The sequence below is a fragment of the Cellulophaga baltica genome, assembly GCF_018861125.1.
Classification (GTDB): domain Bacteria; phylum Bacteroidota; class Bacteroidia; order Flavobacteriales; family Flavobacteriaceae; genus Cellulophaga; species Cellulophaga baltica_A.
On record NZ_JAHKQN010000019.1, the window covers coordinates 238,924 to 252,416 of the forward strand.

11 protein-coding genes are annotated in these 13,493 nt (G+C 30.9%); 8 read left to right on the forward strand and 3 right to left on the reverse strand.

Going from position 1 to position 13,493, the window contains the following annotated elements:
• Nucleotides 1-9: 9 nt before the first annotated feature.
• From KO500_RS10140 to KO500_RS10175, 8 genes are all read left to right on the forward strand, one after another.
• Complete coding sequence (locus tag KO500_RS10140) at nt 10-198, forward strand: hypothetical protein (protein ID WP_215956428.1); 189 nt, start codon at nt 10-12, stop codon at nt 196-198.
• A 191-nt stretch (nt 199-389) separates the two neighbouring features.
• Complete coding sequence (locus tag KO500_RS10145) at nt 390-1,508, forward strand: FAD-binding domain-containing protein (RefSeq protein ID WP_215956429.1); 1,119 nt, start codon at nt 390-392, stop codon at nt 1,506-1,508.
• A gap of 17 nt (nt 1,509-1,525) precedes the next feature.
• Complete coding sequence (locus KO500_RS10150; protein WP_215956430.1) at nt 1,526-1,654, forward strand: DUF2256 domain-containing protein; 129 nt, start codon at nt 1,526-1,528, stop codon at nt 1,652-1,654.
• Nucleotides 1,655-1,659: 5 nt separating this feature from the next.
• Nucleotides 1,660-3,144, forward strand: a complete 1,485-nt coding sequence (locus KO500_RS10155) for a cryptochrome/photolyase family protein (protein ID WP_215956431.1) — start codon at nt 1,660-1,662, stop codon at nt 3,142-3,144.
• A gap of 134 nt (nt 3,145-3,278) precedes the next feature.
• On the forward strand, nt 3,279-4,499 hold the full coding sequence (locus KO500_RS10160; RefSeq protein WP_215956432.1) for a DUF4856 domain-containing protein: 1,221 nt from the start codon (nt 3,279-3,281) through the stop codon (nt 4,497-4,499).
• Between the two features lie 29 nt (nt 4,500-4,528).
• Nucleotides 4,529-5,671, forward strand: coding sequence for an imelysin family protein (locus tag KO500_RS10165; RefSeq protein ID WP_215956433.1), 1,143 nt, complete (start codon nt 4,529-4,531; stop codon nt 5,669-5,671).
• A 2-nt stretch (nt 5,672-5,673) separates the two neighbouring features.
• Nucleotides 5,674-7,035 carry an HTTM domain-containing protein gene (locus tag KO500_RS10170; RefSeq protein ID WP_215956434.1) on the forward strand — a complete coding sequence of 454 codons (1,362 nt, stop codon included), beginning with the start codon at nt 5,674-5,676 and terminating at the stop codon, nt 7,033-7,035.
• Nucleotides 7,016-9,454: a TonB-dependent receptor domain-containing protein gene (locus tag KO500_RS10175; protein WP_215956435.1), complete on the forward strand. Its 2,439-nt coding sequence runs from the start codon at nt 7,016-7,018 to the stop codon at nt 9,452-9,454. Before KO500_RS10170 ends, KO500_RS10175 begins: the two co-directional genes overlap by 20 nt.
• 75 nt (nt 9,455-9,529) lie before the next feature.
• Here the strand turns inward: KO500_RS10175 and KO500_RS10180 are convergent, their stop codons facing one another.
• The 3 genes from KO500_RS10180 to KO500_RS10190 form a co-directional block, all read right to left on the reverse strand.
• The gene (locus KO500_RS10180; RefSeq protein ID WP_215956436.1) at nt 9,530-10,600 is read right to left on the reverse strand and encodes an imelysin family protein; all 1,071 of its coding nucleotides are present in this window, start codon (nt 10,598-10,600) and stop codon (nt 9,530-9,532) included.
• Between the two features lies 1 nt (nt 10,601).
• Complete coding sequence (locus tag KO500_RS10185) at nt 10,602-12,038, reverse strand: di-heme oxidoredictase family protein (protein WP_215956437.1); 1,437 nt, start codon at nt 12,036-12,038, stop codon at nt 10,602-10,604.
• Nucleotides 12,039-12,130: 92 nt separating this feature from the next.
• Nucleotides 12,131-13,360, reverse strand: a complete 1,230-nt coding sequence (locus tag KO500_RS10190) for an imelysin family protein (RefSeq protein WP_215956438.1) — start codon at nt 13,358-13,360, stop codon at nt 12,131-12,133.
• Nucleotides 13,361-13,493 lie beyond the last annotated feature (133 nt).

Consider the following 13,493-nt stretch of genomic DNA (forward strand, 5'->3'; position numbering starts at 1 on the left):
AAAAACACTATGAAAAAATTATTTTCCATTTTCTTATTTGTAATTGGTTCACAAGTTTTACTTGCACATCCAAAAACAGAACATCATGCACATGATTCTTTTACAGGAGAATTAGCCTGGCTAATATTACCTTTAATCGCAATAGGTCTTATTGCTTGGAAATTTTCTAAATCGAAAATAAAGAAATTTAAAAACTAAATTACTTACATTTTAGTACAATTGGTTTATTGAAGGGTTTGAAAGTGTTTCTTAAAAAAGAAATTCTTTCAAACCTTTTTTTGTTGTGTAATGTGATACAGTTAATAATTTTTGTTTAACTATTTTTAATAAAAGTTGAACATTGTTATATTTGGTTTCGAACTTGTCTACGACAATTATACCATAAATTAATGCCTATTAACACCAATACATCCTTATTTCCAGTTCTATATTCTGATATTTTAGATAGTGTACAAGCTGTTGATCCTATTAATTATGGTTTAACACGTAATTATATTGATGGTGCTGTCTCATATTTATCACCATATATTTCTAGAGGTGTCATTTCAACTAAGTTTGTTTTATCAAAAGTATTAGATAGAGGTTATAATGTAAGAGAGATAGAAAAGTTTATTCAAGAATTAGCATGGAGGGACTATTGGCAACAAATATGGATTGAAAAAGGAGATACTATTAATTCAGATTTAAAGCATGCGCAACTACCAGTTTCAAATACGTTAATTCCTAAAGCTGTTTTTGAAGCTAAGACAGGTATTAATGCAATTGATAACGCAATAAAAGAATTTTACAAAACAGGCTATTTACATAATCACTTAAGAATGTATATAGCAAGTATAACTTGTAACGTAGCGGGAAGTCATTGGAAATATCCTGCACATTGGATGTATTACCATCTTTTAGATGCTGATTGGGCAAGTAATGCTTTAAGTTGGCAATGGGTTGCAGGAGCAAATGCAAATAAGAAGTATGTTGCGAATCAAGAAAATATTAATAAATACTGTTCTTCTGAACAACAAAATACATTTTTAGATATAGCATATGAAGATTTCAGTTCATTAACCACACCTAATGTTTTAAAAGAAACAGTACAGTTAGGACTTAAAACATCATTACCTATTGCAAATAGTATTTTTATTGATAACAACTTACCAACCTGTATTTATAATTTTTACAATCTTGATCCTCTTTGGAAGAAAGATGAATTGGTAAATAAAGTTTTATTATTAGAGCCTTCAGTTTTTAGTGAATACCCAATATCACAAAAAACGATAAACTTTATGCTAAGTTTAGCACAAGAGAATATACCAAACATTCAAATATATATTGGAGAGTTTAATAATTTGGTAAGTACTTATAATTTGAGTAAAGAAATAATTTATAAAGAGCATCCGCTCAATAAAAATTATAAAGGTATCCAAGAACCTAGAGAATGGATGTTTCAGGTAAAAGGATATTATCCATCATTTTTTGCTTTTTGGAAAAAATGTAAAAAAGAACTTTTGTTTTAAACAATTAATTTGAACTTATGAGAAAACAAAATTTACCTCAAAAAATATGTATGGTATGTGAGCGACCATTTTCTTGGCGAAAAAAGTGGGAAAAGAACTGGGAAACCGTAAAGTATTGTAGTGAGCGTTGTAGAAGAAATAAATAAAAATTATGAAGGCAATTAATCTAATTTTTCCACATCAGTTATTTAAAGATTCACCAATTTTTGAACATAAATTACCTACATACCTAATTGAAGAATTTTTATTTTTTAAACAGTATTCATTTCACAAACAGAAAATAGCATTTCATAGAGCGACTATGAAGCGCTATTATGATTATTTAAACGATTTAGGTTTGGAGGCTTATTACATAGCGTCTTCAGATGAGAAATCAGATATACGTTTATTAATTCCGGAATTAAAAAATGAAGGGGTAACACATATTAATTATATAGATCCAACAGATAATTGGCTTGAAAAACGAATAGAGGACGCTTGTAAAGAACATAATATCACCACTACGGTTTACGATTCTCCGTTGTTTTTAAATATGAAAGATGACGATGCAGATTTTTTTAAAAAAGATAAAAAGAAATTCCATCAGCATACATTTTATATAAAACAACGCAAAAGATATAGAATATTATTAGATGAAAAAGGTGGACCAGTGTGTGGTAAATGGTCTTTTGATGATGAAAACAGAAAAAAATATCCTGCTAAGAAAACACCACCACCAATATATTACCCTGATGTAGATACTTATTTTAAAGAGGCACAGCAATACGTTGATGAGAATTTTGCTAATAATTTGGGGGAGTTGACAGCTAATCCATTATATCCTACAAGTTTTAAAGCAACAGAAGATTGGTTACATCAATTTTTTGAATACCGTTTTATGGAATTCGGTACTTATGAAGATGCCATTGTTGCAGAAAACTCCATTTTAAATCATAGTGTTTTAACACCAATGCTTAATGTGGGTTTAACGACACCTAAAGAAATAATTGATGCTTGTTTGTTGTATTCAGAAGAAAATAATATACCAGTAAATTCTACAGAAGGTTTTATTAGGCAAATTATCGGTTGGCGTGAATTTGTCAAAGGTATTTATAAGGTGAAAGGAACGCAAATACGCACGACTAACTTTTGGAAATTTAAAAATAAGATACCAAAATCATTTTATGATGGTACAACAGGTATTGACCCTATTGATAATACAATAAAGAAAATTTTGAAAACTGGCTATTGTCATCATATTGAGAGGTTAATGGTCTTAGGTAACTTTATGATGTTGTGTGAATTTGATCCTGATGAAGTATATAAATGGTTTATGGAACTTTTTATTGATGCTTATGATTGGGTTATGGTTGCAAACGTATATGGCATGAGCCAGTTTGCCGATGGAGGGTTAATGGCTACTAAGCCATACATAAGTGGTAGTAACTATTTAAAAAAGATGAGTAATTATAAAAATGGAGAATGGAAAAGTATATGGGACGGTTTGTTCTGGACATTTATGGATAAGCATCGTGACTTCTTTTTATCAAATCCTCGTTTAGGAATGTTAGTGCACATGTTTGATAAAATGCCAGCAGAAAAGAGACAGTCACACATTGAAAATGGAGAAACATATTTACTTTCTTTAAATAATTAATTGATAATTAAAAATTAACAAAATTGTCTTAATTTATTTAGAATAAATTAAAATAAGCTTTATTTATTTAGATTTGGAGAGTATATTTGCCCAACAAACTCAATTATTAGATTAACAATCTAACACATAACTCAATGAATATTAGAAAAATTTCCCTCGTAGCTACAATTTTTGCAACTGCTATTTTTACATCATGTAGTGATGATAGTGATGATTTTAATGATAGTGTAGACTTTGCACAAGAATTTACAGATATAGATGATTCCGTAGTTACAGAACCAGCAACATATGAATTTGAAAGAGATGGTAATACTACTATTGATTTTTCAGGGCAAACTACAAGACTTAAGCAAGTTAACGAAATTGGTGCTTTAATGCTTAGTGCTAACCCTGTTCCAACGCAAGACGATTTTACAAATAGATTTAACCAAGCGGTTTCTTTTACAGATGAATCATTAAACGGAAGTAAAAACGTAAGAAGTAAAACAGGTAGTTCTGTTGGTTTATTTCAAAGTAATGCTGCCGATAGCGAATCAATAAAAGAAGATTTTGATTCATACTTAACAAATCAAATAGCTGTTTTAAGTAGTACAAACGAAGCATCTGTTGGTGTTGCTGGTACGTATAGTGATACACCTCGTTATTTTAATGCGCAAGGCTTAGAATACCAACAAGCTTTTTACAAAGGTTTAATTGGTGCTTTAGCAATGGACCAATCTTTAAATCACTATTTTAATAGATTGGATGATAATTTTGACGGCACACTTTCTTATAGAACTGAAAATGATGCTGAAACATTGGCTACAGATGAAAACTATACCACTATGGAGCATCACTGGGATGAAGCTTATGGGTATGTATATGGTTTAGATGCTGATGAAGATAACTTAATACAGAAGTATTTAAATGATATCGCTAATCAAGTAAACTTTAATGATATTGCTGAAAATGTATTTAAGGCTTTTAAAATTGGTAGAGCAGCAATTGTAGCTCAGGAATATGAAGTGAGAGATGAAGCTGTTGAGGTTATTAGATACCAAATATCAAAAATTCCAAGTGCTAGAGCTATTTATTATTTAGATGATGCTAAAACTATTTTTGAAGATGAAACTACAGATAATAGAGATGCATTTCATTCTCTTTCTGAAGCATATGGTTTTATTTACTCATTGCAATTTACATACAACCCTTCAACAGGTGAACCTTATTTTGCAAAAGCTGAAGTAGATGCAATGATTGCAGTATTAGAAGAAGGTGATGGTTTTTATGATTTGTCTACTGATGATATTGATGATTTAATAAACCAAATTGTTAGTGCTTACGACTTTACTTTAGAACAAGCATTAGAACAATAATTATATTATAATTTACTAGAGTTCATAAAATGAAAAAAATAATAAGCACAGTAGTTGTATTTATGTTGCTTTTTTCTTGTGTTGAGGAAAATGATGATAATACGACAGAAGGTTCAGATGATTTTGATAGAACATTAATTTTAAACAACTGGGTAGATAACATTATTTTACCAGCTTATGATGCTTTTGAGGCTGAAGTTTCAAATTTGAAAACCGCTGAAACTGCTTTTGTTTCTTCACCTAGTGAGGCAACATTGACCACTTTTCAAACATCATTATTTGAAACGCAAAAAGCATGGCAACATGTGGCAATGTTTGATTTAGGTTTAGACGTTAATGCAACTGCAACATATCGTGAGTTTATGAACTCTTATCCTGTTGATGTAACTGAAGTTGATGCTAGTTTAGATACTACAGTAGATGATATTGCAATAATTAGTTTTGATCTTTCTATAAGAGCAGACGAACAAGGTTTACCAACTTTGGATTACTTGTTAAATGGAGTAGATTTAGATAAATACACTACCGATGATCAAAGTGAAGTGTATAGTGCATACGTAACTAAAGTAGTTGATAGAATAGTTTCGTTAACTTCTGATGTAACATCATATTGGAATACTAATGCAGTAAGCATTAAAAGTGACGGTGGGTCATCGGCAACCTCTTCATTCAATATATTATTTAATGATTATCTGTTTTATGTAGAGCAAGGTTTTAGAGAAGCTAAAATTGCAACACCTTCTGGATCTAGAACAGGTGGAGCTTCAAAAGATCCAATGTTTGTAGAATCTTTTTATACTTCAGAAAATTCAAAAATATTATTTTTAGAAGCTTATGAAGCTGTTGAGAATTTGTATTTCGGAATATCATTTGATGGTAATTCTGATGGTGAAAGTATAGATTCTTATATTGAATTTTTAAATCCGGATACTATTTTTGATAGTGTAACACTGCAAAATTATTCTTTCTCAGATTTTATAAGCCTTAAGCTTTCTGATATTGATGAACAAGTTGATCTTTTAAATGATGACTTTACTATTGATGTTGAAAATAACAATGATAATATGATTGACACGTTTACAGTGATTCAAAATTATGTGGTGTTTTTAAAAACCAATGTTGTTCAAACTATAGGTGTAACTATTGATTTTGCAGATAGCGATGGTGATTAATAATGAATAAAATAAAAGCATATTTCACTAATAATAATACAGAAGCAGCTAGTTTAGCTGCTTTTCGTATTCTATTTGGTGCCTTAATGTTATTTAGTCTAATCCGATTTGTTGCTATGGGTTGGGTTGAGCAATTTTATATTTTGCCCAAATGGCACTTTACATATTATGGATTTAGTTGGGTAAAAACTTTGGGGGTTTATACTTATAGTTTATTTGCATTGTGCATGATATCATGTGTAGGTATTATCTTGGGTTTTAAGTACAGACTTTCAATAATTACTTTCTTTTTAACTTTCACTTATATAGAACTGATTGATAAAACCACTTATTTAAATCATTACTATTTTGTTAGCGTGCTTAGTTTTTTACTTTGTTTTTTACCACTAAATGCTAAGTTTTCTTTAGATGCTTATAAAAAAGGTTACGAATTTAAGTTTGTACCCAGTTGGACAGTTGATTCCATAAAAATACTATTGAGTATCGTGTATTTTTATGCAGGTTTGGCTAAGTTGAATTCTGATTGGCTATTGAGAGCGCAACCTTTAAAGATTTGGTTATCAACAAAAACGAGTTTACCTATAATTGGAAGTTTAATGAACGATACATGGTTTCACTATGCGATGAGTTGGAGTGGAGCTATTTATGATTTAACAATTCCATTTTTATTATGGACACGAAAAACTAGACCTTACGCTTTTGTAGTAGTGGTAATATTTCATGTATTTACACGTATCTTATTTAATATTGGTATGTTTCCATACATCATGATTTGCATTACTTTGATTTTTTTCGATGCTAAATTTCATCAAGAACTTTTGAACTTGGTAAAAAGAATAGTGCCTTTCACAAAACAAGCTACGACATTGTTACAGGAGAAAGTTTATCAATTTAAATCGTCTAAACTTGTATTAGGTGCTCTAAGTCTATTTTTCGCAATTCAACTATTATTACCTTTTAGGAATTTATTGTATCCGGGAGAGTTGTTTTGGACAGAACAAGGATTTCGTTTTTCATGGCGTGTGATGTTAATTGAAAAAGTAGGTTTAATAACGTATACGGTTAGAGATAGTGATACGGGAAAGTTTTTTCAAGTAAAAAATTCAGACTTTTTAACCCCACTTCAAATTAAACAAATGAGTTTTCAGCCTGATTTTATTTTGGAATATGCGCACTTGTTAGGTGATCATTTTAAAAGTCAAGGTCATAAAAATATACAAATATTTGCTGAGTGCTATGTGGCATTAAACGGTAGATTAAATCAACAATTTGTTGACCCGACTGTAGATTTATACAGTCAAAAAGAAAATTTTAATAACAAAACTTGGATAGTACCATTACGAGATGAGATTAAAGGATTTTAAAATAATAGCAGTATTCTTTTTTTGTGCACAATATAACTATGCGCAAAATGCAACCATACAAGTTTTAGATGTTGATACTTCAGATCCTATTGCTGGTGTTAATATATTTGAAGATAAAAATGAATTTATTGGCTTCACAGATGTCAATGGTGTTTTAGTTATTGATGCCTCAGGTAAAATTAGCTTAACCTTTCAATCATTGGGATACATAACTTCAGAAGAAAATTTTGATATAGGGAATGATAATCAAAACCTCACAGTTAGTTTATTACCTTTAGTTGAGAATTTAAATGATGTAGTAATTATCGCAAAGAAAAAAGAGGACTATGCGTTAACTACTTTAAAGCCTGTAGAAGGAACACACATTTATGCAGGTAGAAAAAGTGAGGTTGTAAACCTAGATTTAATACAAGGAAATAAAGCCTCGAACAATCCAAGGCAAGTATTTTCTAAAGTGGCAGGTTTAAATATTTATGATAGTAATGATGGTGGTTTACAGTTAAATATTGGTGGTAGAGGCTTAGACCCAAATAGAACAGCAAACTTTAATACACGCCAGAATGATTATGATATTAGTGCTGATGTTTTGGGCTATCCTGAAAGTTATTATACACCACCAACTGAGGGCTTAGAAAAAATTCAAGTAATTAGAGGTGCAGCTTCTTTACAATACGGGACACAATTCGGTGGTTTAATTAATTTTATCACAAAATCTCCAGTAAAAAATAAGCCTATCGAATTTATAACTCGTAATACGTTGGGTTCTTATGGTACTTTTTCAAACTTTACATCATTAAGTGGTACCGTAAAAAAGTTTGGATATTATGCGTATTATAATGGAAAAACCGGTGATGGATTCAGGCCTAATTCAGATTATGATTCTGATAATTATTTTGTGCATTTAGATTATCAGTTTAATGATAAAACCGATGTTGCTTTTGAAATATCTTCGCTTAATTACTTAGCACATCAACCTGGTGGTTTATCTGATGTTCAATTTTTAGAAGACCCAACACAAAGTTATTTAGAACGTAATTGGTTTGATGTAGATTGGAAATTATATAATTTTAAAATCAATCACAATTTTAACGAAGTGTCAAAATTATCTTTAAGTTTATTTGCTTTAGATGCATCACGAAAAGCTGTTGGTTTTAGAGGAAATCCGTATCAAGTTTCTCCAAATTTATTTAGTACCAATGCTGATGAAATTGATGAAGATGGTAATTATGTTTTTGAACGTGATTTATTAGTGGGTAATTTTAATAATTACGGAGCAGAAGCTCGGTTTTTATCAAGCTATACTATTGCTGATAAAAAACAATATTACTTACTAGGAGCTAAAATTTACAAGGCTAACAATAGCCAAAGACAAGGGCCGGGAAGCACAGGAGCTGATGCTGATTTTAATTTTGTTGATGACGCAACTTACCCAAATCAAAACGATTTTGATTTTCCTAATTTCAATGCTTCAATATTTGGTGAGCATATATTTAATGTAACTGAGTTTGTAAGTTTAACACCAGGTTTTAGGTTTGAACATATTAAGACGGAATCTAAAGGGAGTTATTATGATGCTACTTCTGATACATTTATTGATGATAACAATCTATTTGTTAGAAACTTTGTGTTGTTTGGTTTAGGAGTGAGTTATAAACCAATAACGGTATTTGAGTTGTACGGGAATATATCTCAAAATTATAGATCTGTTACTTTTTCTGATATTAGAACAGTAAATCCATCTTTTCTTATTGATGAGAATATTACTGATGAAAAAGGGTTTACAGCAGATTTAGGCGTTAGAGGTCGTATTGATAAAAGTTTTTCATATGATGCGAATGTGTTTGCCTTGTATTATAATAATAGAATAGGGCAGGTGCTAAATGATAGAGCTCAATGGGTTAGAAAAAACACAGGTACAGCTTTAATTTACGGTTTGGAGTCTTTATTACAATGGAGTATTAAAGAAACTTACTTTAAGGAAAACAATAATATCAAGTTTGATGTATTTTCAAATTTAGCAATTACAGAGTCTGTATACTTAAAATCAGATGAAGTAAATGTAGCTGGTAATGAGGTGGAATATATACCAAGGTTTAATTTAAAAACGGGAGTTAGTTTTGGGTGGAAAAACCTATTGTCAAGCTTACAATATACTTTTGTCAGTGAACAATTTACTGATGTAACAAATTCACCATATGATCCAGAAAATAATGTAAACGTGATTGGTGCAATACCTAGTTATGATATTTTAGATTTGTCGTTATCGTATAAATTTTCTAGTAATTTTCGTTTGGAATCTGGTATAAATAATTTGTTAGATAACAGTTACTTTACGCGTAGAGCAACTGGTTATCCTGGTCCTGGAATTATACCAGCGACACCAAGAAACTATTATGCTACTTTAGAAATTAAATTTTAAAAAGCTATTGTATTCTATTTAAAAAGCCTGCTGTATAACTTATACAACAGGCTTTTTTTAAATGTTTTTATCTAATTAGTCACCATCATTATCAGTAGGTAACACCGTAACAGATAATAAGCTAGCGCCATCTACAGAGAAATATACAGTAAGATCACCAAGCGCATTGTATAAAGTTTCAACCTTTTCTGGGTTTGCTGTAATTGCATCGTATAAGCTAGTATCAATAGCATCAATGCTGGTGTATACATCTTCAAAGCTTGAAGCAATTAAGCCAGATAATTCTTGTGTATCATCAATTTCATCAACAATACTAGCAAAGTTCACATCGCTTAAACTATAAATATATTCAACTTCTTCAATACTAGATTTAATAAGCTCTAAAGATGTTTTACTTCTAAAGGCCTCTAATATTTCAAGATCTATATTATCAGAACTCTCTAAGCCTGCAGGTTTTCCAATTTTAGTTACCTTAATAACATCTAATATGTTTATTAATTGGTTGAATGCTAAACAACGTGCATTACTTGTACAGGCATCACCATCAGAATTTGCAAACTCTGTTTTATAATCATTCTCCCAAAAATCTAGTAATAATTCTGTTTGTCTAAGAACTTCATATGCAACACCAAGCAAATAATTTACTCTAAATTCATTATCTTGCAGCAACGCTAAAGCTTCAGTTGTATCATGCTCATTAAATAATAAAAACTCCATAGCACCTAAGCCTTTTGAAGTGGTGCTTTTTACACTAATATAACTTGTGTCATAAGTAGCTTCTTCTTCGATAAGTGTTTCTATAATAGCTGTATTTACCGGAAAATTGTAAATATTAGTGTCATAAAAGTTTTGTTTAACGGGTACATAATTATAAGCTCTTAATTTTGAATAAGATTGTGCACTTATCAACCATTGATCTTGTAATAGTGTTAAGTTTTCTGCCGTTTGATTTTCGTTAAACTGATTGATGTAATCAATTTCTGTTGAGATATTCGTTTGAAAATCAATGATGGCAGGGTAGATGTTTGCTGTGTAAAAATTTTCGTAAAAATCATCTAATGGCTCTGCTGTGGTAGTTGTATCGTCATTTTTACAAGAAAATGTAAATAACAAGATGCAAAAACTTGATAATAGGTATTTTTTCATTTTATAATGAGTTTAAAAAGTCTAGTAGTTGTTGTCTCTCAATAGCAGATAATGCGACAAAATCTTCTTTAGCTTGTTCTGCTTCGCCACCATGCCATAAAATAGCTTCTTCTATGCTACGAGCTCTACCATCATGTAGTAAAAAAGTATGATCATTGACTGTTTCAATCATCCCTAAGCCCCATAAAGGTTGTGTTCTCCACTCATTTCCTGTTGCTAAAAAATCTGCTCTGTTATCAGATAAATCATCACCCATATCGTGCAATAAAAAATCAGAATAAGGCCTTATAGTAATATTTGACATCTGCGGTAACAATTCATAATCACTAGTAGTAAATTCATCAATATGACATTTTACACAAGCCAAATCATTAAAAAGAAGCTTGCCTTTTAAAACATCAATATCTTGATAATCTCTTCTGATAGGAACAGAAATAGCAGCTTGATATACCATTATTCTGCTAAACTGTGTGTCATTTACTTCTACAGTTTCACCTTCGTTTATACCGTTAAATAATTCTGAACAATCAACTCCATCAGGACAATTTTCTTCAGGAAAAATAGAAGTTGTTAACCCCATATCACCATTAAAAGCAGCTGCAATTTGTTGCTCTAGTGAGGGTTGATTTGCTTTCCATCCGAATTTACCAATAGTTGTTTTTTCTTCACTAACATTCCATACATAATTAGCTTTACCAGAAATACCATCACCATCCGAATCACCTTCATCTGCATTAGCAAGAATACTTGCATCAGAAAGTGCATCAACAAAACCAAGACCAATAACTTGTTGTCCAACTCTTGGAGATTGTTCAGCACCCGCTATACTACCATAATTTTCATTGGTAATAGTATAAATTGGTTTTCTTAACTCATAGGTTTCACCATCATCATAAGTACCGTTAATGTATTCGAAAGTAACATTAATTGTTCCTTCGGCATCAAAAGTTAAGTTAGCATCATCTTGTAGTTGGTCACCATACCCTGAAAATTTAATAGGACCTGTAATTAAATCATTTCCAGCACTTAAACGCAATAAAAACCCTTCAGAAGCAGTACCTGTTTCAGTAATTGGCATACCTCTACCGTCTCTTAAATGGCAAGCACTACATGCCCTTGCGTTAAATATAGGTCCTAATCCATCTCTTGATGTTGTAGTTGCAGGTGCTGACACCCAACTTTGATCAAACATGGCGTTACCAACACCAAAAAAGGAAAGTTCTAATTCGCTTAAATCAGGAATAGCTCTACCAAAGGCTTTATCAGCCGTGAAAGCTTCAATTGAAAGGTCAGAAACTAAGTTCTCTTCTCCTTCAACATAATTTAATGCAATAAATGTTGCTTCTTCTGCTTCTTCATCTATAGAAACAAGACCATCATCACTAGAACATGAAAATATAAGTAATGATATAAAGATGGTAATGTAAATATTCCTCATAGTTATTTTAACCTTAAAAAACTGAAACCTAATAAAAGGTTTCAGTTTTCACTAAACATAGTAATTATAAAAATATACCCTTAAAAGTATAATTAGTTAATAGTGATGCTTATGCCTAATTCTGAAGCAGCATCTGCTATTGCAGTACCTTGATTTTTTAAAGCAGAAGATAATTCACCTGCAGGTCCGCCAGAACCTAAAGTCTCTTCACTTACAATTTCATCAAAGTTTTTATCAAGACCTAATAATACATCTAATTTAGATAGTGTATTATCAGCTGCAGTTTCAAGATCATCAGACGTAGTTTCATTTTGAACAGCAACTAAGTCAATTAATGAAGTTCCTGTAATAACTGTACCATTTAATGAAGTATAAGAACCTTGTATAACATTGTTAATTCCGTTTACGTTAGCCCACATATCTTGGTTTGTATTATCAGAAAAACAAGAGTGCTCATTTTCTTGACCTTCATCAATAGCAGGATCAATTCTTTCTAAAGCAACTTCACCGTTAGAGATAAAACCTATACCATTTAAAATATTAGTTAAAGCAGTTTCTTCTTCTAAATTTTCAAAAGTTACTCTGTACGATCCACCATCTTCCCAGGTATCACTTAAATCTTTTAAATCATTCACTAATAAATCAGTTACAATTTGTAAGTAAATAGATCTTCTGTCTGCGTTTTCTTCGATAGTATAATCAGTAAAAGGTCTTTCACCTGATCCTGAAAAATCATCATAGTTTCCAGTTTCTTCGTCGTAGTTTAAATCTTGCCCCCAAAGTAAAAACTCGATAGCGTGCCAACCTACAGAAATAGAATCATCATTAGGTGTTTCATTATTATTGATCAAGTTTTCTTCTGTTAATTCAAAAGTTTCGTCACCAATAATTCCGTTTTGTACTGTTTCACCATCTCCTGTAGAAACATAATCAATATAACCTTCGTCTAAAGGCCAAGCGTTAATTTGCCCTTCAGTAGCTAATAATTCTTCGTTGTCAATTGGTCCGTTAGCTTCTCTAAAAGCTTCTGTTTGTCCGTAAAAATCACGAGCATATAACCAAGCATCTCTTGCAGCTTCAAGTGTTTCTTCTGAAGGTGTTTCTAAAAATGCATTTACTGCAGTTTGTAAACTTACTGCTGATGTATAAGAATCATTGTAATTTGTTGCCGCAATTGTAGCATAAGTTGCAATAAATTCTGTGTTTGTAACTGCTGATGATGAGTCGTCATCAGTTGAGTTATCATCGTCACTACTACAGCTAGTAAATACTAAAGCCATTACTAATGAAGACTTTCCTAAAAGTTTAAGATAATTAGTCATTTATTTTTTCTTATTTAGACTGAGTTAAAATAATTTTAAGCAATATTAATGCTTATTTAGACTTTATAAAAATAAAAGTTAAAAAAAGTATGTGTATTTATGTTAAAATTTAGATATAACTATTTAATTATTC

What these genes read in the sequence shown, in the direction of transcription:
- KO500_RS10170 (WP_215956434.1), top strand. Translation starts at nt 5,674, where the DNA reads ATGAATAAAATAAAAGCATATTTCACTAATAATAATACAGAAGCAGCT.
- KO500_RS10150 (WP_215956430.1), top strand. Translation starts at nt 1,526, where the DNA reads ATGAGAAAACAAAATTTACCTCAAAAAATATGTATGGTATGTGAGCGA.
- KO500_RS10180 (WP_215956436.1), bottom strand. Translation starts at nt 10,600, where the DNA reads ATGAAAAAATACCTATTATCAAGTTTTTGCATCTTGTTATTTACATTT.
- KO500_RS10140 (WP_215956428.1), top strand. Translation starts at nt 10, where the DNA reads ATGAAAAAATTATTTTCCATTTTCTTATTTGTAATTGGTTCACAAGTT.
- KO500_RS10155 (WP_215956431.1), top strand. Translation starts at nt 1,660, where the DNA reads ATGAAGGCAATTAATCTAATTTTTCCACATCAGTTATTTAAAGATTCA.
- KO500_RS10165 (WP_215956433.1), top strand. Translation starts at nt 4,529, where the DNA reads ATGAAAAAAATAATAAGCACAGTAGTTGTATTTATGTTGCTTTTTTCT.
- KO500_RS10175 (WP_215956435.1), top strand. Translation starts at nt 7,016, where the DNA reads ATGAGATTAAAGGATTTTAAAATAATAGCAGTATTCTTTTTTTGTGCA.
- KO500_RS10190 (WP_215956438.1), bottom strand. Translation starts at nt 13,360, where the DNA reads ATGACTAATTATCTTAAACTTTTAGGAAAGTCTTCATTAGTAATGGCT.
- KO500_RS10145 (WP_215956429.1), top strand. Translation starts at nt 390, where the DNA reads ATGCCTATTAACACCAATACATCCTTATTTCCAGTTCTATATTCTGAT.
- KO500_RS10160 (WP_215956432.1), top strand. Translation starts at nt 3,279, where the DNA reads ATGAATATTAGAAAAATTTCCCTCGTAGCTACAATTTTTGCAACTGCT.
- KO500_RS10185 (WP_215956437.1), bottom strand. Translation starts at nt 12,038, where the DNA reads ATGAGGAATATTTACATTACCATCTTTATATCATTACTTATATTTTCA.